At 45.1% G+C, this 26,431-nt stretch carries 22 protein-coding genes; 11 read left to right on the top strand and 11 right to left on the bottom strand.

Translation table 11 applies throughout. The features are described 5' to 3' along the window. Positions 1 to 791 precede the first annotated feature (791 nt). The 3 genes from EKM87_RS07855 to EKM87_RS07865 form a co-directional block, all read right to left on the bottom strand. Positions 792 to 1,538 (bottom strand): hypothetical protein, encoded by a 747-nt coding sequence (locus tag EKM87_RS07855; RefSeq protein ID WP_125683542.1) that lies wholly within the window; start codon positions 1,536 to 1,538, stop codon positions 792 to 794. 98 nt (positions 1,539 to 1,636) lie between these two features. Next, positions 1,637 to 2,983, bottom strand: coding sequence for a DUF5776 domain-containing protein (locus EKM87_RS07860; protein WP_125683544.1), 1,347 nt, complete (start codon positions 2,981 to 2,983; stop codon positions 1,637 to 1,639). An 83-nt stretch (positions 2,984 to 3,066) separates the two neighbouring features. Continuing rightward, complete coding sequence (locus tag EKM87_RS07865) at positions 3,067 to 4,365, bottom strand: DUF5776 domain-containing protein (RefSeq protein ID WP_125683546.1); 1,299 nt, start codon at positions 4,363 to 4,365, stop codon at positions 3,067 to 3,069. Positions 4,366 to 5,278: 913 nt separating this feature from the next. Here EKM87_RS07865 and EKM87_RS07870 point away from each other — a divergent pair. Then, positions 5,279 to 6,733, top strand: a complete 1,455-nt coding sequence (locus EKM87_RS07870) for a hypothetical protein (protein WP_225428417.1) — start codon at positions 5,279 to 5,281, stop codon at positions 6,731 to 6,733. 842 nt (positions 6,734 to 7,575) lie between these two features. Further along, a complete protein-coding gene (locus tag EKM87_RS07875; protein ID WP_125683548.1) occupies positions 7,576 to 9,024 on the top strand; it encodes an S-layer protein in 1,449 nt (482 codons plus the stop codon). Positions 9,025 to 9,126: 102 nt separating this feature from the next. Here the strand turns inward: EKM87_RS07875 and EKM87_RS07880 are convergent, their stop codons facing one another. Further along, positions 9,127 to 10,911 carry a DUF5776 domain-containing protein gene (locus EKM87_RS07880; protein ID WP_125683550.1) on the bottom strand — a complete coding sequence of 595 codons (1,785 nt, stop codon included), beginning with the start codon at positions 10,909 to 10,911 and terminating at the stop codon, positions 9,127 to 9,129. Positions 10,912 to 11,299: 388 nt separating this feature from the next. Next, positions 11,300 to 12,631 (bottom strand): tyrosine-protein phosphatase, encoded by a 1,332-nt coding sequence (locus tag EKM87_RS07885; RefSeq protein ID WP_125683552.1) that lies wholly within the window; start codon positions 12,629 to 12,631, stop codon positions 11,300 to 11,302. 614 nt (positions 12,632 to 13,245) lie between these two features. Between EKM87_RS07885 and EKM87_RS07890 the strand changes: the two genes are divergently transcribed. Both EKM87_RS07890 and EKM87_RS07895 read left to right on the top strand, forming a co-directional pair. Further along, positions 13,246 to 14,745 carry a reverse transcriptase/maturase family protein gene (locus EKM87_RS07890; protein WP_164506457.1) on the top strand — a complete coding sequence of 500 codons (1,500 nt, stop codon included), beginning with the start codon at positions 13,246 to 13,248 and terminating at the stop codon, positions 14,743 to 14,745. A gap of 158 nt (positions 14,746 to 14,903) precedes the next feature. Continuing rightward, positions 14,904 to 16,274: a hypothetical protein gene (locus EKM87_RS07895; RefSeq protein WP_125683556.1), complete on the top strand. Its 1,371-nt coding sequence runs from the start codon at positions 14,904 to 14,906 to the stop codon at positions 16,272 to 16,274. A gap of 60 nt (positions 16,275 to 16,334) precedes the next feature. On the opposite strand, the gene EKM87_RS07900 is transcribed toward EKM87_RS07895, so the two are convergent. Then, positions 16,335 to 17,009 (bottom strand): hypothetical protein, encoded by a 675-nt coding sequence (locus EKM87_RS07900; protein ID WP_125683558.1) that lies wholly within the window; start codon positions 17,007 to 17,009, stop codon positions 16,335 to 16,337. Between the two features lie 308 nt (positions 17,010 to 17,317). Between EKM87_RS07900 and EKM87_RS07905 the strand changes: the two genes are divergently transcribed. Both EKM87_RS07905 and EKM87_RS07910 read left to right on the top strand, forming a co-directional pair. After that, positions 17,318 to 18,094, top strand: a complete 777-nt coding sequence (locus tag EKM87_RS07905) for a hypothetical protein (protein ID WP_125683560.1) — start codon at positions 17,318 to 17,320, stop codon at positions 18,092 to 18,094. Between the two features lie 249 nt (positions 18,095 to 18,343). Further along, complete coding sequence (locus EKM87_RS07910) at positions 18,344 to 18,724, top strand: MarR family winged helix-turn-helix transcriptional regulator (RefSeq protein WP_125683562.1); 381 nt, start codon at positions 18,344 to 18,346, stop codon at positions 18,722 to 18,724. A 54-nt stretch (positions 18,725 to 18,778) separates the two neighbouring features. Here EKM87_RS07910 and EKM87_RS07915 read toward each other — a convergent pair whose 3' ends face one another. Both EKM87_RS07915 and EKM87_RS07920 read right to left on the bottom strand, forming a co-directional pair. Further along, positions 18,779 to 19,036, bottom strand: coding sequence for a hypothetical protein (locus EKM87_RS07915; RefSeq protein ID WP_125683564.1), 258 nt, complete (start codon positions 19,034 to 19,036; stop codon positions 18,779 to 18,781). A 134-nt stretch (positions 19,037 to 19,170) separates the two neighbouring features. Next, entirely contained in the window at positions 19,171 to 19,773 is a 603-nt protein-coding gene (locus EKM87_RS07920) for a hypothetical protein (protein ID WP_125683566.1), read from the bottom strand. 863 nt (positions 19,774 to 20,636) lie between these two features. Here EKM87_RS07920 and EKM87_RS07925 point away from each other — a divergent pair. After that, positions 20,637 to 20,903: a hypothetical protein gene (locus EKM87_RS07925; RefSeq protein ID WP_125683567.1), complete on the top strand. Its 267-nt coding sequence runs from the start codon at positions 20,637 to 20,639 to the stop codon at positions 20,901 to 20,903. A 269-nt stretch (positions 20,904 to 21,172) separates the two neighbouring features. Here the strand turns inward: EKM87_RS07925 and EKM87_RS07930 are convergent, their stop codons facing one another. Together EKM87_RS07930 and EKM87_RS07935 are read right to left on the bottom strand one after the other, a co-directional pair. Then, entirely contained in the window at positions 21,173 to 21,475 is a 303-nt protein-coding gene (locus tag EKM87_RS07930; protein ID WP_125683569.1) for a type II toxin-antitoxin system RelE/ParE family toxin, read from the bottom strand. Then, positions 21,447 to 21,743: a type II toxin-antitoxin system RelB/DinJ family antitoxin gene (locus EKM87_RS07935; protein WP_225428419.1), complete on the bottom strand. Its 297-nt coding sequence runs from the start codon at positions 21,741 to 21,743 to the stop codon at positions 21,447 to 21,449. Before EKM87_RS07935 ends, EKM87_RS07930 begins: the two co-directional genes overlap by 29 nt. Positions 21,744 to 22,062: 319 nt before the next feature. On the opposite strand from EKM87_RS07935, the gene EKM87_RS07940 reads away from it, so the two are divergent. Next, positions 22,063 to 22,446, top strand: coding sequence for a hypothetical protein (locus EKM87_RS07940; protein ID WP_164506459.1), 384 nt, complete (start codon positions 22,063 to 22,065; stop codon positions 22,444 to 22,446). 117 nt (positions 22,447 to 22,563) lie between these two features. On the opposite strand, the gene EKM87_RS07945 is transcribed toward EKM87_RS07940, so the two are convergent. Continuing rightward, the gene (locus EKM87_RS07945; RefSeq protein WP_125683572.1) at positions 22,564 to 23,217 is read right to left on the bottom strand and encodes a Fic family protein; all 654 of its coding nucleotides are present in this window, start codon (positions 23,215 to 23,217) and stop codon (positions 22,564 to 22,566) included. A 239-nt stretch (positions 23,218 to 23,456) separates the two neighbouring features. Here EKM87_RS07945 and EKM87_RS07950 point away from each other — a divergent pair, with 239 nt between their 5' ends. From EKM87_RS07950 to EKM87_RS07960, 3 genes are all read left to right on the top strand, one after another. Then, entirely contained in the window at positions 23,457 to 24,098 is a 642-nt protein-coding gene (locus EKM87_RS07950; RefSeq protein WP_125683574.1) for an SDR family oxidoreductase, read from the top strand. Positions 24,099 to 24,639: 541 nt separating this feature from the next. Further along, positions 24,640 to 25,785, top strand: a complete 1,146-nt coding sequence (locus EKM87_RS07955; protein WP_125683576.1) for an ImmA/IrrE family metallo-endopeptidase — start codon at positions 24,640 to 24,642, stop codon at positions 25,783 to 25,785. Beyond that, positions 25,770 to 26,285: a DUF4411 family protein gene (locus EKM87_RS07960; protein ID WP_125683578.1), complete on the top strand. Its 516-nt coding sequence runs from the start codon at positions 25,770 to 25,772 to the stop codon at positions 26,283 to 26,285. The genes EKM87_RS07955 and EKM87_RS07960 overlap by 16 nt, the downstream gene beginning before the upstream one ends. The last annotated feature ends 146 nt before the right edge of the window (positions 26,286 to 26,431 follow it).

A 26,431-nucleotide genomic window follows, 5' to 3' on the forward strand; every position in this document is an offset into this window, starting at 1 on the left:
AGATACGTTAGAATCCATGTATTAGAAGCTAGCTAATGGGAGAGGACTTCCATTTACACAAAAAATTTGACACTCCCGTCATATCAGTAATCAAGTTTAAATTGGTGCACTATTCTTGATTCTTAGAAAAATTCACTTGATCAGGTCATAAATGCCACCAAGTTTGCAATAATCGCCGTTTTTTTAAATCTTCACCGCCAAAACGACCGGCAAATTCAAATTTTCGCTCGGATATCAATCTTCTTGGTAATTAAAGGTTGAAAGAACTGAGACACCCACTGTGTCTGATACAACCAGGATTGGGTATTGGGATTTAGTCAGACATAGTAGGGAGTTGCTGTCTTACCGTTCGTCAAATTTGGCTTATTCTCGGCTACCTAGGGAATACCAATATTATTGAGTAAGTGCTGTCATTCAGGTGTTTAAACTAGCTTAGTTTCAAGAACCCGTGTAACCGGAGGCGGTCAGAGGTGGAGCCAGCTGTGTCGACGGTGTTAGCCGGTTTCCGGCTTACAGCGTGGGACGTGTTTGGAGACTGGTGGTTTTTCCAGGCTTCAAACCGAGCCGAAGGACCGCTTTTCAGGCCGTAGGCGTTCCCCACAGTAGGCGGAATCTCTGACGGCCGCAGGTGGCTGGATGAGACTAAATTTAAGTCTGTAACACCTTATTATTCTTGGCTTGATAACTGTTTTCAAACTTTAGATAGTAATCAAAAAATCACCCACACGTTGGCAACAAGGTTCACTAACGTGTGGGTGATTCTATTTTTAAATCATATTAAGCCAAAGTTCCTACTTAGCTGGTTCCAAGAAGATGGCGACATCGCCAAGGCTAGAACCACCTTCGTAGTAATCAGGATCGGTTTGAACACTGATTCCAATATGCCAACCCTTGAACTGGGCCCGCGTAGCTACCGGGTACCCCTGTTTCTTCAACAGTTTGTTGTAGGTCTTCAGGTAGTTGCTTGGCGTCCCTGGACAGGAGAACTTGATTAGTTTCTGACCAGGGCCAGCGGTGACGTATTGGGCGTCGACACCGTCCGTTGGGTAGGTAATCTGATCGGCATCATTAGTTAACTGTTGATCCATAGTGGTTCCCGGGAAGAGACTATGTAAATCGTTGACCAAAACCTGTTCCTGTTTCTCCTGGGCTGCTTCAGCTGGACTGACCTTAGGTTCAACGCCACCCGGTGTCAAATAACCGCGCCAGATCCAGCCACCATGTGGGCTATAGAGCGTATGAACGTGGTAGTAAATGGCTGACGTATGCTTGCGCTTGTTGTACAGCTTTTCATGCGCATCGGTCACCCAGGTAATGTTATCCCGGTTGTACGCATAGCGCGTGCCCAGGTGCTTTGAGTAACGGGCCCCACGCATCGTGTGGAATTGGTGCGCCTTCATACTCCGCCGCCAAACGAGGCGAACGGAATTGGCCCGGGCCGCTGAATATTGAGAAGCGTGCGCGGTGGTTGGTTGGCTAACCAGTAGTGGGAAAGCTAAAGCCGCCGTCACGGTTCCTAAGACGATTAATGATTTCATGGTAATTCCCCCTCTACTAATTAGTTTAACGCTAAGACCGGTCAAGGGTGGTCAAAATGCACCACTTTAAAGAATTTGAAATATTAGTTAATGACTGACTACTTTTTAGCCACCAATACTTTATTGGCTGAAACGAAGTGACCGTTGGGCAAAACGAAGCGGTTCGTCAGGTGGTAGGCCTTGGAAGCCTTGACCTTCAGGACGGTGCCGCGGGTGTAGTGACGTTGCGACTTGCCAGTTAGGCTAGCGGTTTTGTAAGCGTTCAGTCCGTGGCGACTTAACACTTTGATGCGCTTGGGCGTTGATTGATAGTAGGTACTTTCGACGTAAGCGTTGTTGGCCGTGATGTAGCCGCGGAGTTTGTCGGTTGTCTTGGTGTGGTTGACGTCACGGACCTTATAACGCAGGGTACCGTTCTTACTCTGGGCGTAACCGGTGACGACAAATTGCGGCCGCTTTGTCCGACTTTCCTTGGCGTAGAAATGCTTGCGGGTGGCCTTAGTAAAGTTTGGCGTCTGATAGAGGCCAATGGCTTTGGTGGCGTAAACAGCTTCACCTTTGACGGCTACGGGCTTAGTGGCCGGTTTGTCTGCCGGGGATGATTCACTCGCACTGCTGGACGAACTACTGGTGTTGGTGTTACTACTGTTACTACTACTGTTACCGCCACCGCCGGGTTTCACCGGATCAGCGTTCTTAATGTAGTGAATGGTGGTCGTGAAGCCATCGGAAGTGACGGGGTCATTGTCGCGGAGCGTGTAACCAGGAATGTCATAGTGGGTCTGGGTGAGGTCGGTCTGCAGGGTGTGCACCATGTCGGTCATATCGCTACCCAGGACACTTGGCTGGTCACCAGGCTGAGGCGTACTGATTGGTAGAACCAGTGGTGCCTGAACGGCCTTATCATTCTCGTCGGTAAAGTTGATGACCAAGTTGGTGGGGTTGAGACCGCCATCGTTGTTGGTCAGGGTGCTGTTCCCAGCATCTAGGCCGATATCTGTGACACCAGGACCAGCAACTTTGACCCATTCAGAGGTGCTGGTACGAGCAAATAAGCCAGCAGTGTTGTAGTCTTTACTGTCATTCGGGTTGCGTGGCTGAAGGCTGAGTTGAAGTTGATCAACCGAGTACGAGGTTTGTCCGTTCAGGACTTCTTCTAGGCTAACTCCCTGAGGGTCAAAGATAGGGTAGGTCGTGTTTTCGTCAGCGGTAAGCGTTATGACGTTATTATAGCCTGCACGATCAGGCATTGTGGTCCACACAGCGTAAGTCGTACCAGACATGACCCCATGGGTTGCCGTGTCACTACTGTCGGCGGTGGTTTTAGTCGTGGGGGCAGTTGACTCCCCAGTAGCGGCGTGCGCCTGGACTTGCGTTGTGGCGCCGGCAGTTAGTAAGACTGCGGAGAAGAGTAAAGTTGAAAGTCCAATTTTCTTGATTGTCATAACACAGTTCATCTCCTAAGAGTCACGCCAGTCAGCAACTAAATTCAGTTACCAGCTGGCGTGAACAATTCTGATTAAAGCGATTATTTCTTAATGACCAACGTCTTATTAGCGGAAATGTAATGGCCGTTGGGTAAGACAAAGCGGTTCGTCAGGTGGTAAGACTTAACGGCCTTGATCTTCAGACTGGTGCCGCGGGCATAGTGTTTCAGAGCTTTACCCTTCAGGTTAACCTGACCGTAGGCGTTGATACCGTGACGGCTCAGAACCTTGATGGTCTTGGGGTTACTCTGGTAGTAAGTGTTCGTGACGTAGGCGCTGTTGGCCGTGATGTAGCCAGTCAGCTTAGCGTTGTGGACGTCGCGAACCCGGTAGCGCAGGATGCCATTCTTAGAGCGAGCGTACCCCGTGACGGTAAATTGGGGCCGGTTAGTCCGGGACTGCTTACTATAGAGGTGTTGGCGGTTAGCCTTGGTGAAGGTCGGCGTCTTGTAGAGTCCGATTGCCTTGGTAGCGTAGACGGCTGTCTTTTTGACCGGAGCGGGTTGATTGTTAGATTGGTCAGCGGATGAGGAGGCACTGCTGGAAGAGCTGGAATTACTGTCGGTGTTGTTGTCGGTATTGTTACTGGTGTTGCCACCAGGGGTACCAGGGTCGACCGGTGTTTCCTTTGAAACGTAGTGGAAGGTGGTCGTGTAGTCGCCGTCGGTGGTGACCGGATCAGTGGCGCGTGGTGTGTAGCCGTCGATGTTGTAGGTCATTTGTGGCAGATCGTCACGAATGCTGGTCATGGCAGTTTTGATGGAGTCGTTAACATGATTGGTGATATTGTTGTTGGCATCGGTCGCATATGAACTGATGGGGATAACTAATGGGTCTTGAACAGCTTTACCGTTCTGATCAACGAAGTTCACGGTAAAGTTGGTGGGTGTACCACTGCCAGTGGAGTCCAATGAATCGCCACTACTGTCACCAATTTCTAAAGAAATGACGAGCCAATCGAGCTTAATCCATTTGCTTGTGTCATTTTGGAGTTGCAAGAATAGATTGCGAGTGTTGCCAGGTTCAAGATTGATAGCAATACGCGTGACGATCTGTCCGGTATTACCAGGAATTGTGCCATTCTGCACACCGTGGTCGTCGTACGTGGGGATGCCATCTGCGGGAGAAGCTAGAAGGGCCACAGAGCCAGCAGGCAAATTAGCCCAAACGGTATGGGCACCGTCAACGATGCCATGAGTGGCATCGCTAGTGCTGGTATTAGCCGCAGTCGTTGGTGTGTCAGTAGATGAAGCGGTTGCATTTGTTTGAACGGCGACACCAGCGGTTAGTAACGTAGCTGAGAAGAGCAAAGCTGATAAACTCAATTTTTTGAATGTCATGAAATACTCAATTCCCTTCATATGTAGAATTATATGAAACCCTATAGCTTGAGTATAGTGTTAGACCGGGGGAAGGACAACGAGTTTTCTCGAAAAAATTTATGAATACGATAAGTGATTTATTCTGTAGACAAAACGGCTGGCTAGTGGAGAATAGTGTAATCAACGGACTTGTTCGTCTGATTATAAGCAAAGCGGCAACAAGGATGCAGGAGTGAGAGAATTAGAACGTTCTCATGTCAGCGGGGGGGGTTCTACATATAAGAACAGTAGCGCCTGATGAGTGATGGTGAGGACAGCGGTCCATTAATGGGAAGTAATTACATCACTGTCCATTAATAATGGAATCTAACTGCCTAGTCGTTCTCTATTGGGTCGCCCATCAGCAATCTAATCTAAGGCAAAACAAAAAGGGCCGACGAATATGACTTCGCCGACCCTTTACCTTAAAGAAGTTAATCGTTTCCGTTCTCCGCGGAAGCGATCACTTTAAGGTAACAATTTCCTGTTGCCAAAAAGCATCACCCCCTTTCTTTTGATAACAGCAGTATGGACCCAGCCGAAAAGAAATGCAAGTAAAGTGACCTTCCTTAAAGGTGCATTAAGCTTTAAACGGTTTTAAAGGTTTAAGTATCGCTTAAATAATAGGTTTCAGGAGGTTTTCATTAATTGATACCGCTTTTAAAAAGATGTCAATACTGTTACAGAAGCCAGCTTATTATTTCATTCCAACGACAAAAAGAGCATAATCCTTGTTTCCCCGCAACTATCAAGCTATAATCATAGTCGTAGTTAGGGGATAGCAAACGAGTTAGTACTTTTAAAGAATATAATTCTTAACAAAAGCGCTAATTTCGGTTATACTATTCTTGCTTGATAAATTACATATTTTATGTTTGGAGGAAGAAAGATTATGCAATCAAGTTTAAAGAAATCACTTTACTTGGGTCTCGCTGCATTAAGCTTTTCCGGCGTTGCTGCAGTTTCAACTACTGCTTCAGCTAAGTCATATGCTACTGCAGGTGCCTATACTAGTTTAGAAAAGACGGACGCTACTAAGCGTAACGTTGAATCAACTGGTACTAACGCTTTATACACTAAGCCAGGTACTGTTAAGGGTGCCAAGGTTGTTGCTTCTAAGGCTACCATGGCTAAGTTAGCTTCTTCAAAGAAGTCAGCTGACTACTTCCGTGTTTACGGTCAAAAGACCACTAACCGCGGTTCAGTTTACTACCGTGTAGTTACTATGAACGGTAAGTACCGTGGTTACATCTACGGCGGTAAGACTGCTGGTACTTTTGCTGGTGGTATCAAGTCAGCTGAAACTACTACTGACAAGACTGCTACTGATCCTACTGTTGGTAAGACTGTTACCTTTACTACTCCTGGTAAGACTAATGTTACGTGGACTGCACCTAAGTACACTCAATACAAGGCTTCCAAGAACGTTGTAAGCACTGAACCATTTGCTGGCGACACTTTGAAGGTTACTAAGGCTGCTACTAAGACTCGTGAAGGTTCATTATACTACTACGTTGAAGATGCACAGCATCCTTCAGTTAGTGGCTGGATCTACAGCAAGGCTGTTACTACTGACACATCAGTTGCTTTCAACCAAGCTAAAGATGTTAAGGTCAACTTTGTAGCTGCTGACGGTAGTGTTATCAAGTCAACCACTTTAAAGGGCTTAACTAAGAACAATGATGCTAACAACGCCATCTCAAATCCAGCTGTTTCAGCTGATTCTAAGGGACAATCTGTTGGTTACGATGTTCAAAAGCAAGCAACTGCAGCTTGGGGTAACCCACTCTTGACTGGTACTGGTTACACGTATGACCCAGCTGTCGCTGGTAATGCTGCTGCAATCGTTGCCGCTAAGACTGGTGACACTCTTAACTTAACTGTTACTAAGGGTGACCAAGTTGTTATGGGCTTACAGGCTTACGTTGACAATGGTGTTGCTGCTGGTACACAGTTGACGACAACTGCTGCTGATGACACTAAGCTGCCATTACAAATCTCAGCATTCCCTAAGGTTACTGCTGCATTTGCTGGTGCCACTGGTGCTGATTATGCTGCTTCAGATGTCTACAACTTCTTAAGCACGAATGGTGCAACTAAGATGGTATCTGTTGACTACGCTAAGGATGATAGTGGTACTGTAGTTGCTACTGATGCTGCTACTGCTGTTAAAGCAAATGGTAAGGTTGTTCTTTACCACACGGTCTACACTTTGGAACGTGGTGTGAAGGGTACTTACGCTAAGGATGGTAAGGCACAAGCATTCTACACTGCTAATGAAGTTAAAGGTACTGGTGTAACCACTGATACTGGTAGCAATGGTAACGGTTCTTCAGTTTTCGACTAATGTTTAATTAAGTTAAAAGGGTTGACCTTGTGGTCAACTCTTTTTTTGTGGAGTTTTAATTTCGGATTAAGAATAGTATCGTATGTTTTAGTAGACATGACCCGTGTCATCCGTGGTCGTACCGGTTGATTCTTAAAATATTGGTTCTATGATATTACGTGTTTTCAGGGAAACTACTACTGTTCAACTTAATAAATTAAGGAATGCTAAAGTATTGTTAACTTTCTACATGCTGAGCTGAAAGGCATCTAAGAAGATCCCATACCCGTACAAATAGATAAAAATTAGTTCTAGCGTTTTGGTGTTGTGAAGTGAACACCTAACGCTGGAACTAATTTTTTAGGGAGTTGCTAGTAATACTAAAATAGCAGGCGAGATGAGTAGTATCGTCTGCTATAAGCTGACCACCAGATACGCGTGATGAACGACGTACGAAATTGTTGGTGGCAATTGGTGGTCAATTTGTAGTGTAGTCTCTTTATGTGGTGAGAGCTGAGTAGGGGATTATCAGAGGTGGGTTGGGAAAGGACGTTGGCGCAACCTTTTTACTAGTTGTGTGAGGTAGAAGATGGTTTAAGTAGATCTGACTCAAAGGTTGACGAATCGTGTATTAAAAATATTGTATTATGAGTTTCGGTCTCATTATCTTGAATAATTTTTCTACCAGAAAAGAGTGTTTGAATGGCGATGAGGTCTGGTCTAGTTGCTCCAAATATAAAATTGTTAATCATTAGATATTAAGCCTTAATTGTCGAATTTTCTCAGAAGTCTGTTCTTTCAGACTAGCTAGTTGGTATACTGAACGCTGTTCAACTAATACATTTTCTAGGGGAGAAAATACAATGAGATCTCAATTAGCAAAGTCGCTTTACATCGGTTTAGCTGCCATGAGTTTGGGTGCCGTCGCAACGGTTTCCGTAACGTCCACGTCAGCTGATGCCGCTGCTAAGGCTAAAATCGTGTCTAAATCAGCATTGGGTAAGGACAGCAAGAACGTTGAAGTTACGGGGACTAACGCCATCTACTCCAAGCCAGGGACCGTTAGTGGTGCTCGCTTGGTTGCTTCCAAGAGCACGGTTAAGAAGTTAGCTAACTCTAACCATTCTTCAGATTACTTCCGTGCTTACCACATGGCGGTTACTAACCGGGGAACGGTCTACTACAAGATCGTGTCTATGAACGGTAAGTACCGTGGCTACATCTACGGTGGTAAGGTTAAAGGGACTTTAGCAGCTGGCCTGCGTGAAGTCGCTACTGTTAAGGAAGCTAAGTTGCCTACTAAGACGACTGGTTACCACATCAAGGATGTTAAGAAGAACACGTTGTGGACTGCACCTAAGGGCACGACTTACAAGGCCCACAAGGTTAGCATGTACGGTTCAAGCAAGTCAGACAGCTTTGTAGTTTCTAAGGCTGAAACGAAGACTAAGGAAGGCTCACTGTACTACTACGTAACTTCAACGGCTAACCCAGAAGTTGCCGGCTGGATCTTTGCTGGTAAGGGTTACGACGAAACGGCAACTACCCAAGACTTGGGTGGCCTTTCAATGACGACTTCAGCTGCGACTGCAACTGATAACAACAGTGTGACCGTTACCTACATTGGGACTAACGGAAATTCAGTTGGTAAGTCAACGTTCGTTACTGAAGCGCGCGACACGAAGCAAAACGCTAAAGTTCAAGACACTGAAAAGAACGTTAAGGGCCAAAACCTGAAGGACTTCATCGGCGACATGACGAACGCACCAGCCGGCTTTAAGTTGACTTCAACGGCAGACCAAATCGCAGCGGCAGCAGCTAGCGCCGTTTACGGTGGAACTGTTCGAGTTAACGTTGTGAAGGCCGCTACTTCTAAGATTAGCTTCTTCTTGGCATCAACTGACGGTGTTAGCGCCGGGGTTGAAGTTAAGGCGGATTCATTAGCTAACGGTAAGCCAGCCATTACGACTGACCAAGCTAAGAGCTTAACCGATGACGCAAGCAAGAGCATTATTCAGAGCGATGGCCATGCCATTACTGATAAGTTCTTTGCTAAGAGTATTAACTCTAAGTTACTGACTGCTTCTGCTAACTTATCTGGTTACAAGAACGAAACGGATACAACGGCAGTTACGATTGAAAAGGGTAAGAAATACTACGTATCATACACTTACAATCAAGCGGCAACCGACAAGGCTAACCAAAACGCTAAGTTCGGTGACACAATCAAGGTAGTTCTGGACCAAAAGAATATCTTGGCTGACAACTTACCATCAACTGGTAACACGAACAACTCAACGACTGACTACTAAGATTCATTAGAAGTCACATTAAGGCTCAGGTCGCTATGACCTGAGCCTTTTTATCGTTGACCAAAGAAAAAATCGCCAGTCGCCTGACGATTTTCAATGAAGCTATTTGACTACTTTAACGTACTTGCTGTTGGCAGTGATGAAGCCACCAGCTACCTTGTATCGTTTGACGCCGGAGCGGTGAGTCTTGTCGCCGTGGGAGTGGTCCCAACCGGAAACCTTGATAGTTGCGCCCTTCTTGTAGGTCTTGGCAACCTTCGTCAGGTTAACATCTTTGTAGACTCGGACCGTCGTCTTAGCCTTCACTTTTTGAACAGTCTTGGGCTTAGTAGGGGAGACGTACTTCTTACTACCAGTAATGTAGTTACCGTTAGGAAGTTGGTAACGAGTCGTCTGACCTACCTTAACCACCTTCGCCACCTTGATAGCCGTGCCCTGCTTCATGTGACGAACCTTGCTGGTTAAGCCAGTGTTACGGTGAACGTTGACGCCTTTAGGGTTAGTAACGTGGAGGGTCTTGTAGTTGTTACCCTTCCAGTAGAGGTTGGCCACGTACTTGGAGTTAGCCGTCACGTGAGAGCCATCACTCAGTTGGTAACGTGCCGCGCCGTTCTTAGAAGTGGTCTTCTTGACTACCGTGAAGACTGGGGCGTGGGCCCGGGTCTTCTTGGCGTGTCCTTGAACCCGTTGGTGATTCTGGAAGGTTGGGTTGGTGTACCGGTAGAGCTTTTGCTTACCATAGATTTTGAATGGCGTTACGGCTGTGCCGGAACCAGAGCCGGATCCTGAGCCATTACCGTTACCGTTGTTACCGGTATCGACATCGGTACCGCCACCATCTTCGTTTTCGTCACCACCGCCAGGGGTTTCACTACCACCGCCGTTGCCACCGCCGCCACCACCAGGCGTTTCACCTTGATCGGTTGACGTATAGATGACTTCGATTGGGGCGTTCTCATCTCCAGTATCATACTCGCCGAAATTAACAGTTACGGATTCATTTTCAGTTTTAAAGCCTTCGATAGTCGGGGACTTGATAGTTTGAGTTGAAGAACCATGGCCTTTTAACACTTTGGACTTGGCAAGCTCTTTTCCATCTTTGTCTACATACTTGATTGCGACTGTTTTAACGTCATCTTTTGGAATGACCGTGATGGTCTTTGTTGAGTCGGAATTTTCATCAAATGTGACTGAGTCCGAGCTCAAGACATATTTATCTTTGGTCACAAGATCTAATGAAGATTTGATGTTTGAGTCCTCTAAATCAAGTGTATCACCAGGCATACCGTACACAGTTATTGGATTAAGTGATAATGTGTGACCGGATGTATTGACCACTTTGATGGTCATACGTACTGTGCTTTTGGAAAAAGGAACATTGATTGTTGAAGTACTTTTCTTAAATGGTTCCTCTAAATTATTTTTGAACCCTTCGGAGTCAATCGTGTATCTTTGGGCATCTTCATCTTTGCCTTTACGCCAGTCAGCGTATAGGAGGTTAGAAATCCCAGATGTCACCCCTCCAAATTCGTCAGTGAAAGCCGTCTGATATTTAAGTCCCCAAAGTCTATTAGTTGCTGAGATTTGATCATTATTCAGCAGGGAGAAGGAATTTAATGCGGCGCGATAATCGATTGTCGTGAGAGCTTTGTATTTATCTAATATATCACCGTAAGTTGTGTTTTCATTGAAGCCTAAATCACTGAGCGAAATATCTAAATGCTTAGTGTCAACAATTTTTTCGTCGTTCTCCTTGTCAACTGGTTGTAAGTTGAAAGTATACATTGCTGCTTGTGCTGGTACTGTCTGTACTTCACTCCAAGTACTGCCTGCCAAACCGACACCCACCGTTGCTGCTAAAACTAGTAATCCATTATGCCACCGCATATTATCTCATCTCCTTGTTTTTTGTATTAGGTTTTTGTGTGTAATAACTATAACATCAAGATAATCATTATTTCTACCACACATTTGTAAAAGTGGACAATAATATTAATTTATTATACGGTTATGTATCGTTTCTTCCAATATATAAGCAAGTTTACTGTTTGAATGTATTTATTTTTAATTTGTTGTTGACGGCATTTGTTTGGTAAATCCGTTTTAAACGATGTTGGACTGAAATGCGGTAATACAGCGCTTTGACGGGTAACTCAGTGCTCCGTAAAATAATCCAGTTTGAGATTACATTGAGGATTTGAAGCGTAATTTGCATATAAACAAAAGAAGACTCAAGGTTGGTTAATACCAATCCCGAGTCCCCTTATAGAACATACTATTTAACTTTGGTAATGTAACTCTTGTCAATCCAAGCTTTATGACCAGCGTGATCCTTTACTTCGAAGTAGGTATGCTTCTTGCCATTGATCTTGATATGTTCTTCTTTGACTAGTTTCCACGTAGTTTTCTTGTGTTTTGGCGTGTGGCCAAATACTTTTTGCAGGTGGGAATCCTTAAACCATTTTTTGTTGCCCTTTAAACGATAAGTATATTTGGTGTGGAGGTTCTTAGTTGAGGTAATCTTGATTTTAGCTTTCTTCTTAGCCTTCGTTACCTTATGTTTTTTGACGGGTTTGTCCGCCGCGCCACTTTGATGAGTAACTACAGCGGGTTTAGTTGCTGGTGTTGCAGCTGGCTTAGCAGGCGCAGGTTGGGCTGGTGTTGCCGGGGTGACGACGGTCGGCTGCGTGACTTGGGCCGGTGCCTTAGGGGCGGAGTAGGCCGTTTTCTTGCCGTCGGTTGAGATTAAGTACATGGAACGTAGCTTTGCTTGTTGGGCAGGGGTGAAGTTGATCAGCGTCGTGATGTAGTTGGTCATACTCCCGTAGTTACTCTTGATTTCGCTGAAGTATTCCTTGATCCAAGCTGCTTCAACGTGGCCACCGACTTCGTTAGACTGCATGTAGTCGTCGGTAATGGTCTTCTCACTCATTCCCAGGATGGACATGACTAAGACGGTCGCAATTCCCGTCCGGTCCTTACCCGAGGAACAGTGATAGAGTGTGGCCTGCGGGTTAGTGAGGAGCTTGTTTAGAAATTCGCGGTAGCCATTTACGGCTGGGTAACCGAACTCCAACCGTTGAACGTAGAAGGAACCGTCACCGGAGAAATCACCACTCAGTGTGGGGTGCTTACTGCTGTCACCGAACGCATGGGGTCCTAAGATGGACAGCTCTGTCGAGGTAGCACCGGGAACGGGTTGGTCGGGTTCATAGTCAATTTGACCAGGCGTTCTGAAGTCTACGATCGACGTCACGTGGTAGTCGTGACTCAGCACCTTCTTGTCCCCGTTAGTTAAGCCGTTCAGGTTGCTTGAGCGAATTAACCGTTTGGGCCGAATCTGCCATTTGCCGTCAGCCGTTTGATAACCGCCTAAATCGCGGGCGTTGTAAGCACCGACCAAAGGAATGAGCGTCTTATTGATGTCACCGTATTGGTCAACTAAGGCCTTCAACGCGGCATCGTCGTCGGCATTCCTGGTGGAACGTGTGATGGCGGTAGGCGCCTGCTGTGTGGTAGCAGCGAGTGCACTGGGTCCACCAATTCCAGCCAACGAAAGTACTACGCCGGCGATACTCAATGATTTGACAATAGATGAACGTTGCATAAAATTCCTCCCAAAACAATTATATGTGTTACGATTCCTATTCTAGTGGCTAAATGTATAGGGGCTGTTGGAATCGTGTATTTGTTTTGTAAATGGGTTAAATGCGTTATGAGATTAGTTATTTTGATTCAGTAAAAATAATTAAAAAAGGCCTGTTCAAGTTCAATAACAGACTTTGAATACATAGTTTGTTATTGGACTTGAACAAGCTATGTTTAGAGAAATAGTAAGCTTATATGGTATAATTAACATACCGAATTTTATGGCGCTGTTTCACTAATTAGAAAATTCGACTGGTTTTTTATACCATGTATAACCGACTAACGCAAGTAATATAGTCACATTTGTGTAACCGATTCCTGGTACCAAACGTAAGACAACCGTTAGAAAGTTAGCTACTAGAGTAGCTTGCATTATTGTGAGTCTCCTCTCAGTACTATTATGATTAGACGGGAAGGTGTGAAGCGCCTCGCCGTTTAGACGTGTCGCTTTATAATCAAATAAGGGTATATGCTTTATGGCGCAAAGGTATACTCGAAATTCTTGCAGACTCATTGCTAAAGTTGGTTTCCCACCGATTAATGCATGGGTCTGCTGCATTTTGGAGGGGTTTTATGAATGGTAATGAAATGAAGCGTTTAGCTGTAAAGGAATGCTTGAAATCGACCTCCAAAGAGTATCGGCACTTCGATCATAAAATTAGTGAAAATGAAAAGAAAAAGCTTCTAGGAAACGGGAAAAAGTCTTTTTGTAATCCCAACTTTGTTAAGCGGTATCGGCAACTTCCGTTTATTAAGTTTGATATGGTGTTTAATAAATTTGGTCGCAATGATAAACACGAAGGTCAACTAACTCCGAAAGCGAGACATATTTCTCTAGCATCACATCATGAATCACTTTTACTAAAGTACTATTCTGTTATGTTGGGATATTGCTATGAAAGAAGTATAGAGGAAAACGGAATAGCTGAGGTTCCCTTAGCATACCGAAGGGGTTTTGATAATATACATGGAGCTAAATCGGTTTTTGATTTTTTATGGCAGACGGGGAATTCATGGATTATTAAGGGTGACTTTCATGCTTTCTTTGACTGTTTAGATCATCGGATCTTGATGAAACAAGTCAAGCGGGTTTTATATGGTGATGAACGGTGCAAAATGTCGGATGATTGGTATGCTGTTATTAAGTCAATTACAAAGTATCGAAGCGTTTCAAAAGGGCAACTAGTACAAACACCAGGTATAAATACGCATGGTACTTCATATGTCTCGAACTTAAAAGAATTTGGAAAACTTATAAAAAAGGGAAAGCTTAGATTGAGTTCTGTGAATGAGAAGGGGATACCCCAAGGAACTGCTATCAGCGCAATTCTAGCAAATGTGTATATGATTGGTTTTGATGAGTGGGTTAACAAGCTAGTGCAGCGATATGGTGGTATTTACAAACGATATTCCGATGATTTCGTTGTCGTTATTCCCCAAAAAACTTGTGACATTGCTAGAGTTAAGCAACTGAAAGATAGTATTATTCACCGGAGTAATGATCAATTAAAACTGACGATTAATCCTCGGAAAACAAAGTTATTGGAGTATTCAAAAGAGAATGGGCATGTTTATGATCTTGGAAGTCGCAAGGTTAAAAACTTTGATTATCTAGGATTTGAATTTACTGGGCGTGCAGTATATCTGAGAGCTAAAACAATCTATAAGTTTCATTACCGTGGAAAAAAGGCAGTTTATATGATTGCCAGGAATATTAAAGAACGTGATATTGTTAGACAAGGAAAAGAGAAGGCATATCTTAAAAAGCGTTCAGATCCTAGACAAATTAAATTAACGGCCGATCGTTTGAAAATTACCAAAGAAGATGAAAAATTAGGCCATGGTGTACGCTATAGAAAAAAAGGTACTCAGATGTATTTGATCTTTGAACCAATCAGTAAGAGAAACATGATGGCATATGCTATTCGTTCTCAATTAGTAATGAGTCAGCCCATTGAACAGGTCGTGGATATGTATGATGTTGATATTGAGAGTAAAGTTAAGAAAGAAATTTCACGGTTTCAAATAGAATTTGGAGAAATAAGAAGAAAACTCAAAAATAAAATTCCATAATTTGTTGTTGAGAAGGATTTAGAGTGGGTGTTTATATTTACAACAGTTGCAACTTTAAGGTACATTAAAATTGCGTAAATAAGCGTAATAGAAACGATTATTTGGTATACTAAGAAACGTTGACAAACAATTTTATATTTCAGAGGAGATCACTACACATGCAATCAAGTTTAAAGAAATCACTTTACCTTGGTTTAGCTGCTTTGAGTTTTGGTGCCGTTGCTACGGTATCCACGACTGCTAACGCTGCTAGCAAGGCAAAGGTTACTTCTAGCAAGACCTTAAAGACGGCTGCTGACTCACGGAACGTTCAAGCTACTGGTAAGAACGCACTGTACACGAAGCCAGGGACGGTTAAGGGCGCTAAGAAGGTTGCTTCAACTACAACGATGAAGAAATTAGCTACTTCCAAGAAGTCTGCTAACTACTTCCGTGCCTACTACCAACAAGTAACGAACAAGGGGACTGTTTACTACAAAGTCGTTTCCATGGACGGTAAGTACCGTGGTTACGTTTACGGTGGTAAGAAGCAAGGTACTTTTGCTGGCGGAATCAAGTCTGCTAAGACGATGAAGGATGCTTCATTACCTTCAAACACGACGGTTTACTTCACTAAGCCTGGCAAGTCCAACGTTACGTGGGATGCTCCTAAGAACACCCAATACAAGGCTTCTAAGCAAGTTAAGGACACCACGCCATTTGCTACGGACACTTTGACGGTTACCAAGGCAGCTACGAAGACCCGTGAAGGTTCTCTGTACTACTACGTTGAAGATGCTAAGAACCCAACTATCAATGGTTGGATCTACAGCGGCGCCGTTACTGCTACTAAGCCAGCAACTGACACTTACAACGAAAAGACTGACGTTAAGGTTAACTTTGTCTCAGCTACCGGTAAGACTGTTGCCTCAACCACTTTAAGCAACTTAAATGGTTCTGACAACAAGCTTGCAACTGCTAAGGGTACTGACGTTAGTGCTGATGTGAATACCAAGGCTACTGATGCTTGGGGTAACGCTTTGTTATCCGGCACTGGCTACACTTACACTAAGGGCGATTCTGTAAACAAATCAGCTATCGCTTCAGCTAAGACTGGTGACACGCTTTCATTGATCGTTAACCAAAACGCCAATGCTGACACGAAGATCCAATTCTACGGCTTGAACAGCGACCAAACTAAGGGTGCTGATCAATTGAAGGCGTACACTTCTGGTGATGCAACTGCTACGACGGTTGTTTTCCCTAAGGTTAGTGCTGCCTTCACTGGTGCCGCTGACTCTGCCTTCACTGGCAGTGACTTACAAACTTACTTGACCACTAACGGTCTGACGACGTTAAACACGCCTTCATACAAGGACGCTAATGGCAAGCAAGTATACACCAAGTACACATTCAACAATGCCGTAGCTGGTACTTACAGCACGACTAAGAACGCCCAAGCCTTCTACAAGGCTACTGTCGTTGATGGTGCTTCACCAGTTGACACGCCAACGACTACGACTACTAATAGCGCAAGTTACTTTGCCTAAGTCGCACAATTAGATCATACACGAAAGGCATCGCCCACCAGCGATGCCTTTTTTGCGTACTTAGCGATTTGCCAGCAGTTTCCGGGAATTCGGCAACTGCAGGGGTAATTCGCTGCGACTAACGCCCACAGCGTCACAAATAGCCGCCACTAAATCCTCAGCGTACAGCAAGCTGGCAATGTCGTGGGTGCCCAGTCGAAATTCCAACATGTACAGATCATACATGGTAAAGGGCCGTTCGCCACTTTCAACGGCTAAGTAGTCGCCATCGGCGTAGACCTTGGTCGCCACTTTCGCCGCCAATTCGGGTTCCACCTGGGTGCGCAGGCACCGCAGGATGGTGGGGTAATCGTTACAGACAGCCGGGTCGGTTAAGACTGGCGCCGGTGATTTTAAGAAGGCACAACGAGTCATCGCCGCGCGGGGGTCCGTGCTTGGGTTGGTTAAGTCAGCGAACACTGCTTCTAACCGCTGATAGAAGAGTTGAGCAGTCGCTTCGTGCAGGTCGGTCACCCGTCGTAGTCGTGCCACGTCAGCGTGTGTCAGTTGGTAATTTATGAGAATTAATTCCAGGTCGTCGGGGTTGGGGACCAAGATGCGGTCACGTTCCAGCTCACGTAAGTACCAGCCGGGAACGTCCACGTCCGCCAGCACCTCGTCCGGCGACACGTTGGCGCCCATGATTGCCCGGGCTACCGTCAGAATCTTTCCCAAGGAATGTCGGTCGTTTGCCATCGTCATGGCCTCCTTTAGGTTTTGGCCCAGTATAACAAACCAACCTGTGGCCAACATGATAGAAGAGTGAGAAAACGAATTAATTCTATATAATTTTAATTATAGTTCGCTGGAAATATACATAATAATTTTGGGGCAACACCGTTAAAACGGCTAAATGGTGCGGATAGTAAGAAATGTATATTTTAAAAAATAAGTGTATTTTTCTTGCTATTATTCGGTTTTTGTGCGATTGTATAGCTGAGCCACAAGACAGCCATGGTAAGCTTTTAGCTGCCTTAATGTCTTTGAGAAAATGAGGAACATTAATGAATAATGCTCTGCTTCATGGGTTAACTGAAGACTATCGGGCAACTGTGGCGAAAATTGGAGAGGTCGATCTGACTAAGCTCCAGCTGATCAACGTGGAACGATTTATTCCGGGTACGAACCTTGAGATGGACTGGGAATCACTGATTTTCATCAAAAACTTTCGGCGGACTAATGAACGACACAATACGGTTGTCTGGACTGAGAAGGATGGCTTCTTCCGCACGGAGATGACATCTGACGGTTTGGTCAATCAACGAATGAATGCAGGAACGCAGAATTGGCATGAAATCCAAACAATCGCTGAGGTTATTGGGATTCAGATGCCGTTACCACTTGTGCTTGGCAAGACGATGGCAATTAAAACTAGTGAGAATAAGTCGGGGAATCATTTTAGCTGGTTAGGAGTTCATGCAGTGAGTAACTTAAACAAGATGTCTGAAGACAATCGGGTGAGAATCTTACTACACTGTGGAATGAAAGCTGTCATTGAAGACCGAGTTAGCCGGTTGACTAAAAAGATGTTCGAAGCTCATGAAGTTCTTCGGTTTCAGCAGGAGCGCCACGCTTTTGCCATTCAGCAGAACACACCGGATCACAGTGGCTATTATCCGCCACAGGCCCGGATCATGGAGTTTGAGGTCAGACTATATATCAGTTTTGCACTTAAACTGATTCGTAAAACGGGGTTTGATATTCGAACGAATGAAGCTGAAAAGTTGACCGTGGATATTTTGCAGAACAAGAATCAGAGATTAGAGCATCTCGACGACTGATTGGCCATCAACGTGCGGAAAGATGGGGAGTGACGTACTCTCAGTGAGTCCAAATACAATGATTATTATAAAAAGTTTGGCTAAGATGTGATTTGTTTATAATATAGTCGGTTATCTATGGTAGGATATTTAAGAGAGGCAGCTTGGGGGTCAACCTTTTTGGCCTCTAACTAATTTTCACGCGATGACTATGTTTAGACAAACCGGTGGGGGTGGCAGCCTGCCGGTGGTCACGAGGAGGAGAGAGTCATGATGGAAGCGAACAAACTAGCCGTAGATGTCGAGCGGATTCACCAACTGAATTCACTTCTACGGCCCTTCATCAAACGGCCAAGCACCGGGGATGCGATTACCTTTGAGCAATACCGGATCTTACACGAACTGGCGGGAGAAAAGATCAGTACTAGCGAACTGTCCCGTCGGTTGAATGTCGGTCAATCAATGGTCTCCATTCAGATTAGCCGACTGTTGAACGGTGGCTTTATCCAGGATGAAACGTTACCGACCGATCGGCGGTACCACGTTTTCCAGATCACCCCGCGGGGACGCCGGGTCGAGGAGCACGTCAGTGAAGTTTTATCCGGTGCGCTGCCAGACTTGATGTCCCAACTTGGGGAGATTCTAAAATAGTTTGGCATAACAAAAACGGGTCCGAGACAATCACGTCTCAGGCCCGTTTCGTTATTATTCGGCTGCTTCTAATTCTTCAGCGGGTTCTTCCATTGGTTTGCCAGCGGCGTCGACCAATTGAAGTTCACTGTAGCGAATCACGACCAAGTCACCGAAGGAATCAATCTTATCGGTTTCCTTCTTGGATAATTGATCTGGTTCGACTTTCACCAGCGCAGAATGTTCGTAAGTCTTAGTAATGGTTCCGTAGAAAGCATCTGAGAATAATTCAGTCTTTTCGCAGAACACACGATTATCTTCATGTAATGCCATGGCAATCGTCCCCCATAAAAGTAATTTATAACAGAGTAATGGTCTCATGGAAAAATGTCAAGGACTTTTTGGCCAAAACATAAATATAGCGAAAATATTCAGGGGATTTCCTAGTAAGTGATTAGTTCAACAAACTAACCGCGCCGTAACGCCTCAATACGTGACTGGGTAGCGAACGTTTGAAGTAACTCACTTTGTTGGGTAACCTGGGCGGCGAAATCAGACAGGAACTTCAGATCAATATCGCTTAATCCTCGTTGACGTTGCGCAGCCGTGAGCAGGTCATCGACCTGTTGGCGGAGCTGTTGGTTGGTGGCCAACACCTCACTAAATGCCGTTGTAGCGGGAAGGCCACTGGCAGCCGTTGTGTGAACGACTGGTGCTGAAGCTGCCTTGGCGGATACTTGAGACGTTGACGCTGCCACAGCGGCTGAGGTGGCCGCCTGAACGCGTTTAGGTGCTGGGGTGCTGGCGTCAAAGTAATAATAGACCTCACGTGGCTTGAGTGCCGCCTTTTTAATCCGTTGGTCGATCGAAGGGGCCGCTGAGACTGCGCCCATCACGACGGAGGAGACGTAGCCCTGTTCGCCTAACATCTGACGCAGGGTGACGGCTCGGATGCCCCGGATACCCGGGAACTTTTCCTCGGACACCACTTCCGTTTGGGTGTCGTCTTGAAGCCATGCGATAATTTGCTGCCGAATCTTGGCAGCCTGACTGTTCTTCGTATTTGCCATTCTTTTTTTGCCTCCGTGTGGGTTGATGGATACTGGTTGATTTGGTTAGTACTGTGCTTTTTTGCCGCGATTGGCTGGGTAGGGCGCCGCCCCGTGGGGCAGACCTGGGAGCCTGAGAAGCGGTCTCCCAGGCGCCTTGGAACCTCGCTCAAACCCGCGAGTTTCCAAGGTCGGCCCGTGCTCTAAGACCGGGGAAACCGCCCGCCCTAAGACCACCTTCACTGGCCTCTGCCCTGCCCAGCCAATCGCTACCGTAGATGTATGATGCAATTAGGTACGTGTCGTCACAGTGGCAGTTTACTCGGGTTGGACTGTTGGTGATCGGGGTGGTATGGATTCACCCGTTTAATTCTTAGTATCGATAACGGTGTTAGTTTTCCTAATGATGCGGGTGATTATTCTCTGCTAACTGTGCGTGGCGCTCGTTGCTCCTTTGGTGTTATGACCTGGATAGATGGATTTACCACGCTTGCGTCTTCGCTAATTAATAATTAAATGACGTTGTTATTAATATTGAAGCATTATTTATGGGGTGCTGACAAGCGTTTGATGTCAAAAAGCGTGAAATACTTGGGAGTTTTTGCGGTTACTAATCATTTTACAGTAAGTATGGTACAATCAGAGTACATAGAGAACTTTCTGGTGAAACCAAACTGGACGTGGTTTGGCAGGCTGACATCACTGTGCGCGGGTAGGTCGATCGAGACAATGCTGGCCATGATGGTCACCTTCATGGTGTGTTTCCATGAATCTTTGATTGAGCGAACGCCGATATCAAGGAGGGGGCGCCTAGCGACTCTTCCTTTTTGTTACTCACGCCGTGCACCACCGAAATGTCGAATGAATATAGGAGTGAACAAATTTTGCATATCTTTAGAGATGAAAACGGGATTCGTCTGGTCGTTTCCCACCAGCTCGGACATTACGCCGTCCATTTCGCGAACTACGCCCCAGAACAAGAATTCGTGAACTACGAGTTAAGTCGCGATAAGCATGGCCGTTATCATCTGACCATTGAGAAATCGAACTTACGTGAATTAGCCCAACCAGTTTTCCAAAAGGAACTGGTCTTCGGTGACTTAGGCGATAGCCTGAACCCCGTTGAAGGCGTAACCTTAATGTTGATTTAGGGTGAGGCACTGTGATCTGAGATCACGGTGCTTTTTAATTTGGCTTTGCGCGGTGAGTCGGCCGAGGTGGGGAAGGCGGTCTTGTACCTCCACTAGGAATACCTCAACAAACCTGGACTTGATATCATGGGAATGTGATTGACACGTTAAAAAGGATTCAGACGAATTCAATTCGTTTGAATCCCTTTACTGATTAGTTGACTGTGATAGCCATCTAATTAAAGTTTTAAACCAATTTAGTGTTAACTCAAAATGGTTTATTTTCGTGTTCAGAGCATATCGTGCGAGCCGGTATTTAAAATCAGTAATGTAATCTCATCTTCACTGGTGACTTCGTATAGTAATAGCCAATTGGCGTCTAGGTGGATCTCGTTGATGCCTGTTTTATCGCCTTTGAGCATGTGCCACTTGAATTGTCGAACCAGAGCATCGTGGTCTTCAGCCGCAATCAGAGCGATTGCTTGTTTCATTCTCGAAGAGTCGTAATGCTTCTTTTTGAGCCGCTTCCAATTTCGCAAGAATATCTTAGTATATTCGATGCGCTTAATCATTAGTATAGCCGTCGGGGTCATCGAGAATCTTCATGAATTCATCGACTGAGACCGTGGTGGTTTCGCCGTTTTTGACTTCCTTTAAGGCTTGCTTGAGATCTGAAGCTAGCGTGTCATTGGTTGGTTTGAAAGGCAGTCCGTTTTCTTTGATCATTTGTGAAATGAACAGGTTAACAGCTCCTGTGAGGTCGATACCTAAGCTGCTAGCTACTTGTTCGGCCTTCTGCTTACGGTCGAGGTCCATGCGGATCGTTAGACGCGTCTTTTCTGATTTACTGGTATTGATCATGATTTTTAGCCTCCTGCTGGTGCTATTTGGTGAATATTTTATCACCAAATGACACAAAGCCATAGTGAATCGACTTTTTTTCGCCAAATTCACGCCTAAGTTAATAATTTGTAATGGTGTTGGCAGCCGTGCTTCTAGTGACTGAGTTTTAAGGAGTGTTGATCGTTGTTGGTGGTGGGCTTAGTTCAAGTACGCAGTGGTTTCTTGAAGTAACTGTTAGTGGCAAATTCAATTGTGGCTAATCAGCCACTACATTGTGGTTAACAGTTTAATAGTTTATTCTTAAAGTGAATAAGTGTGATTATTGGAGGAGATTGCGATGCGGCGCTATCTACGAGGGCTCATGCCTTTAGTAATTAGTCTGATAGTGATTAATTTTAAACTCGACGCTTCGGGAGTTGTGCCAGTTTGGACCTGGTGGAGTCTTTATTTATTGCTGAATTATGGCCTATTTTTCCCAACGGTGGACGGTTGGTTACGGACCGGGAGTGTGAAACAGATCAAGCAGATTCACCCTAAGTCAGATCAAGAAGCCATGCGGTTGGGAGCCAATTACGCCAATACTGGACACACGGGTGTCGGGCGGATTGGCGATGCCGGCGGTGATAGTTGGTTAAGTAACTGGGGGACTGATTTTATTCTGCGCCTGTTGATTATCTGGCTTGGTGTGTTCTGGTATCTGTGGCTGAAGTTGAAGAAATAATGGTGACATTATCTGATAATGATTAGGAAGTTAGCTTAAAAAGGTGGTACTAGAGATCAAACAGATTTCTAATACCACCTTTTTAACGACTGTGTATGATAATCTCAATTGAACTTTTTAATCAAAGACACAGTTTTCATATAGCCATTGTAAGAGTGATTCTGTTTTACCGGAACGGTAATATTTTTGAAGTTGTGAACGATACCCATGCATTTTATTTTCTGGAATGGCGAAAAGTCCTGCTCCAGCCGCAATTAAGATTGCATTAGCGGCAACGAGGGCTGTTCGCATATTACCGTCAATAAACAACTGGCAACGTGATAAGTAGAGATTCAGCTGCAAAGCGTATTCGGTTGCCGTTTGGTCTGGTGTTAAGAGGTATTTTAATTGTTTTTCAACGTCAGCTTTGACTGGTAGCGGCGGTAGCCAAACGTCGTTAGTCAGTGCGACTTTAACGTCAGTCGTTCGCAATTTTCCAGCTGCTGGGTCACCGCCTTTAATAATTTGATTAATGGTCAATAGGTCAGTGAGTTGCGGGTAGGCGTTTAGGTCTAACACGTATTTAAATGCACGCTGTAAGTTGATGATGGTGACGACATCTTCGGGCTTAGCGTCAGGGACCGGCTCATTGTTGATAATACTCTGCGTATCGAGTAGTGAGGTTTGAAGATTTTCGAACTTACCAGCTGTGTAGATCAGCTGGTCCAGGTTGCCGGTAATCAAGTTACGTTCGGCTGCTTGGTCTAAGTGAGCTTTATTGGCCAGCGTCATCAAAATCATCTCTTTCCTTGTTTAGTCTGATTTTAGCATAGGGTTGGGAAGCGTGCGGTTGGAGATTACTATTTTCTTTACCGTTGACGGGATGAATTTTTGAGAAGTTACACTTTTCTTATCAATGCAAAATATTAAAACTGCCTTATGCGTTTAATTGTTAAGACACTTGGCTTGCTAAATGTAACTGTGAGTATTACAGTATAACTGTAAACAAAAACGAAAAGGGGTTCTTCAATATGACAAACGTATTAGTTCTCGGTGCCAATGGTAAGATTGCCAAGCTGGCTACGGCTCAGTTGTTGGCAGAATCCGACGCTCATTTAACGTTATTTCTTCGAAACGCCAAGCGCTTAGCAAGTGCGGCCAGCGACCGTGTCAAGGTGGTTGACGGTGACGCCAGCAAGCCAACTGATCTGCAGGCAGCCATGGCCGGTATTGACGTGGTATACGCCAACTTGGCTGGCCACAACATTGAGGCCGAAGCCCAGGCGGTGGTAAGTGCTATGGACGCTGCTGGTGTGAAGCGCTTAGTTTGGATTTCAACGTTGGGCATTTACGATGAAGTTCCTGGCGCTTATGGCAAATGGAACCATCAGATGTTGGACGGTGGCTACCTGGAGACTTACAGTGCCGCAGCTAAGGTCATTGAGGGCTCCGACCTGGATTACACGTTGATTCGGCCAGCCTGGTTGTCTAACAAGGACGAAGTCGATTACGAGACGACCCAAAAGGGTGAAGCTTTCAAGGGAACTGAAGTTTCTCGGAAGAGTATCGCCGACTTGGTCAACAAGCTAGTGGCTGATCCTAGCCAAGCAATTCGTGCTTCACTAGGGGTCAACAAGCCTAATACGGATGGGGATAAGCCTTCCTGGTACTAATCGAAAACTTATTTTTATCTGTAAACGCCCACCGGTGGGCATTGTCCAAGGGTGGGGGTAAATCAGGCGATTCAAAAAGAGTGCAATGGTTCCGTTTTCGCGGTATAACTATGGTGTGCGTTGAGAAAGACTCCGTACATAGCCAGAGGATCGGAATCACCTAATTTGGAATCAATTTACTAAAGCTATTCTGTGAAACTTTTCCTCCAAACAAGAACCCATGGATTTGCCGGAAATTGATTCATACGTTGCGGAAATACCGTTGGTGGCACTGCCACTAGCGGTATTTTTTGTTTGGGCCTGGCGCCGCCGGAAGTTGCGTTACTGGTTAAACGAAGTGGGCTTTACGTGCTTGTTTTACGGTTGTTCTAATAATTAAATTGTCGGTAACTGACGTGTTCACAGATAAATTGGGAGTTAAAGAAAAATTGAGTGCTGGTCTGCGTAGTTAAAGAGTGTACCGTCTGCTTGCTTAACCAGAAGGGATGTTGGGAAAGTGTGCTAGACTTAGTGAAAAGTTTGAGAAGGGGTGAGATAAGCAATGACAGTTTTGAGAGTGCCAGTAGCAAAAGCGGTTATTAGTTGGGCAGTGACTCATGGCGAGAAGTCTCAGGAAGAATTACGGCAGAAGTATCAGCTACAATCGTGGATTAACCCAGAAACTGATCGTGATTATCCCACGTTTAAGCAATTGCAAAGCTTTAGCCGCGATACGCGAATTCCATTTAATTATTTTTTTCAGACAGAAATTCCGCACGAAAAGTATGAGTTTGTAAACTTTAGAACGGTTAATAATACGACTAGCCATCCTAGCCGGCGGTTGATTGAGACAATCCAGACAATGGCGGCTCGGCAGGAGTGGATGAAGGACTATCTGATTGCGCAAGATGAGGGTCACAAATTTAAGCTGATTGGCAGCCTTTCACGACAGTTAAGTCCAGAGGTAGCTGCTACAAAAGTCCATAAGCTATTGGAATTAGAGGATAAATTTTCTCAGCCTTCAACCGATGAGGCGTTCTTTAATCAATTACGGAAAAAAATTAGTTCACTAGGAATTATGGTCATGCAAAATGGGGTGGTTGGCACGAATACGCACCGACCACTAGACGTTGCTGAATTCCAGGCATTTATTTTAGCTGATGAGGTAGTTCCATTAATATTTTTGAATAACACTGACAGTAGGAAGGCGAAGATATTCTCTCTAGTACACGAATTTATTCATGCGCTACTCGGTGATGATGAGATTCTTAACGTTTCCCCCGACATGGATATTAGCCATGAACGTTGGATCAATCAGGTGACGAGTAATGTGCTGTTACCCGCCAAACGCGTTACTGCGACGTTATCCAACGATTTGTCGATTGCGGGCAATCTTAAGCAGTTGAGCCGTATTTTTCATACGAGTCTAGTGACCACGGCAATTCGGTTGAATACATTAGGATTGACAGATAGTCGTGAAATAAATTGGGCTAAGACTATCCAAGGGCAAAGTGTCGAGTCACGAACGAAAGAATCTGGTGGTGATTTTTATAATACGGCGGTATCACGGGTTGATTGCCAGTTTGCAGATGCGGTTATTAGTGATGAAGCCTGCGGGCGTTTACCTGTGAACCAAGCAGCTGAAATGCTAGGCGTGACCTTAAAAACTTACGCTGCCACAGTTGATAAATTATGCCAGCACGCATAGTGGATTATTTGTTGGATACGAATTCGCTGATTGACGCTCATACAAAGTGGTATCGGCCACATGTTTTTCCATCAATCTGGCAGAGACTGACTACTGATGAAACGGTGGGGATGACGTCGCTAGTTTGCGCGGAGCTACGGTATCCAGATACACTGGTAAACTGGGCAGGAACGGCATTTAGCGGAGACTTGCTTGAACCAACCTCAGAAATTATTTTGGCTTATAGCCAAGTAATGAGTTGGGTGACGACGGCGACACGCTGGAATACCGCTGGCATTGCACAATGGCAGAGTCCGGATAAGGCCGATCCGTGGCTGATTGCGACAGCGATGGTGAATCACCAAGCTATTGTAACGTTAGACGGCAATGGTCATGCGTTCATGCCAGATAAGCAGGCTTTTTCAAAGCAAGAACCTAAAATCTCCGCGGTGGCAGAGCAATTTGGGGTGCCAACCCTAACACTCTATGAGTTACTTGATAAATTGCATCTTTCGCTATGACTAATCAAAGCGGCACCTCCAAGCTGTAGGTGTCGTTTTGATTAGTTATGGCATGAATCCCATTGAAAATGGTCCATCACCGACGATTTATCTATGCGGCCAGTGATTGGAATTTTCAATCGTCCATGAATTTGAAAAATATAACG

Source organism: Levilactobacillus yonginensis (genome assembly GCF_003946265.1).
GTDB lineage: Bacteria > Bacillota > Bacilli > Lactobacillales > Lactobacillaceae > Levilactobacillus > Levilactobacillus yonginensis.

Coding starts and splice junctions, on each gene's coding strand:
- EKM87_RS07855 (WP_125683542.1), bottom strand. CDS start 1,538: ATGAAATCATTAATCGTCTTAGGAACCGTGACGGCGGCTTTAGCTTTC.
- EKM87_RS07860 (WP_125683544.1), bottom strand. CDS start 2,983: ATGACAATCAAGAAAATTGGACTTTCAACTTTACTCTTCTCCGCAGTC.
- EKM87_RS07865 (WP_125683546.1), bottom strand. CDS start 4,365: ATGACATTCAAAAAATTGAGTTTATCAGCTTTGCTCTTCTCAGCTACG.
- EKM87_RS07870 (WP_225428417.1), top strand. CDS start 5,279: ATGCAATCAAGTTTAAAGAAATCACTTTACTTGGGTCTCGCTGCATTA.
- EKM87_RS07875 (WP_125683548.1), top strand. CDS start 7,576: ATGAGATCTCAATTAGCAAAGTCGCTTTACATCGGTTTAGCTGCCATG.
- EKM87_RS07880 (WP_125683550.1), bottom strand. CDS start 10,911: ATGCGGTGGCATAATGGATTACTAGTTTTAGCAGCAACGGTGGGTGTC.
- EKM87_RS07885 (WP_125683552.1), bottom strand. CDS start 12,631: ATGCAACGTTCATCTATTGTCAAATCATTGAGTATCGCCGGCGTAGTA.
- EKM87_RS07890 (WP_164506457.1), top strand. CDS start 13,246: ATGAATGGTAATGAAATGAAGCGTTTAGCTGTAAAGGAATGCTTGAAA.
- EKM87_RS07895 (WP_125683556.1), top strand. CDS start 14,904: ATGCAATCAAGTTTAAAGAAATCACTTTACCTTGGTTTAGCTGCTTTG.
- EKM87_RS07900 (WP_125683558.1), bottom strand. CDS start 17,009: ATGGCAAACGACCGACATTCCTTGGGAAAGATTCTGACGGTAGCCCGG.
- EKM87_RS07905 (WP_125683560.1), top strand. CDS start 17,318: ATGAATAATGCTCTGCTTCATGGGTTAACTGAAGACTATCGGGCAACT.
- EKM87_RS07910 (WP_125683562.1), top strand. CDS start 18,344: ATGATGGAAGCGAACAAACTAGCCGTAGATGTCGAGCGGATTCACCAA.
- EKM87_RS07915 (WP_125683564.1), bottom strand. CDS start 19,036: ATGGCATTACATGAAGATAATCGTGTGTTCTGCGAAAAGACTGAATTA.
- EKM87_RS07920 (WP_125683566.1), bottom strand. CDS start 19,773: ATGGCAAATACGAAGAACAGTCAGGCTGCCAAGATTCGGCAGCAAATT.
- EKM87_RS07930 (WP_125683569.1), bottom strand. CDS start 21,475: ATGACCCCGACGGCTATACTAATGATTAAGCGCATCGAATATACTAAG.
- EKM87_RS07935 (WP_225428419.1), bottom strand. CDS start 21,743: ATGATCAATACCAGTAAATCAGAAAAGACGCGTCTAACGATCCGCATG.
- EKM87_RS07940 (WP_164506459.1), top strand. CDS start 22,063: ATGCGGCGCTATCTACGAGGGCTCATGCCTTTAGTAATTAGTCTGATA.
- EKM87_RS07945 (WP_125683572.1), bottom strand. CDS start 23,217: ATGACGCTGGCCAATAAAGCTCACTTAGACCAAGCAGCCGAACGTAAC.
- EKM87_RS07950 (WP_125683574.1), top strand. CDS start 23,457: ATGACAAACGTATTAGTTCTCGGTGCCAATGGTAAGATTGCCAAGCTG.
- EKM87_RS07955 (WP_125683576.1), top strand. CDS start 24,640: ATGACAGTTTTGAGAGTGCCAGTAGCAAAAGCGGTTATTAGTTGGGCA.
- EKM87_RS07960 (WP_125683578.1), top strand. CDS start 25,770: ATGCCAGCACGCATAGTGGATTATTTGTTGGATACGAATTCGCTGATT.